Source organism: Alkalihalophilus lindianensis, assembly GCF_032843265.1.
GTDB classification, from domain to species: domain Bacteria; phylum Bacillota; class Bacilli; order Bacillales; family Bacillaceae_D; genus Alkalihalophilus; species Alkalihalophilus lindianensis.
This window is the reverse complement of sequence record NZ_JAWJBA010000220.1, coordinates 1-278: the sequence shown is the minus strand read 5'-3', so window position 1 is coordinate 278 and position 278 is coordinate 1. Positions and strand designations below refer to the sequence as shown.

The 278-nt window shown below is 33.5% G+C and carries 1 pseudogene; it reads right to left on the bottom strand.

From position 1 onward, the window contains the following. Positions 1–231: pseudogene (locus tag RYX56_RS22015) on the bottom strand (ABC transporter permease); the annotation flags it as partial. Positions 232–278 lie beyond the last annotated feature (47 nt).

Below are 278 nucleotides of genomic sequence, written 5' to 3'. Positions count from 1 at the left end.
GCCCTTATTTGTAAAAATTTCCTTATAATGCTCCAGAGAAAATCCTTTTAATTTCTCGATGGTAGAGCTCATGATATTTGAATTTGTTAGTGCCCCAAGAATATTCATCGGTTGTCCGGTAAAACTAACTAAAAAGACTGAGAATAACGGAAGGAGTAAAAATAGTCCAAAAAATATATACAGCAATATTTTAACAATAGTAAGGCCACTTAGTGCTTTCCGTTTCTTCATATGAGTAACACCCTTTCAGATGAAACTGCTAATTGTACTTTTGTACC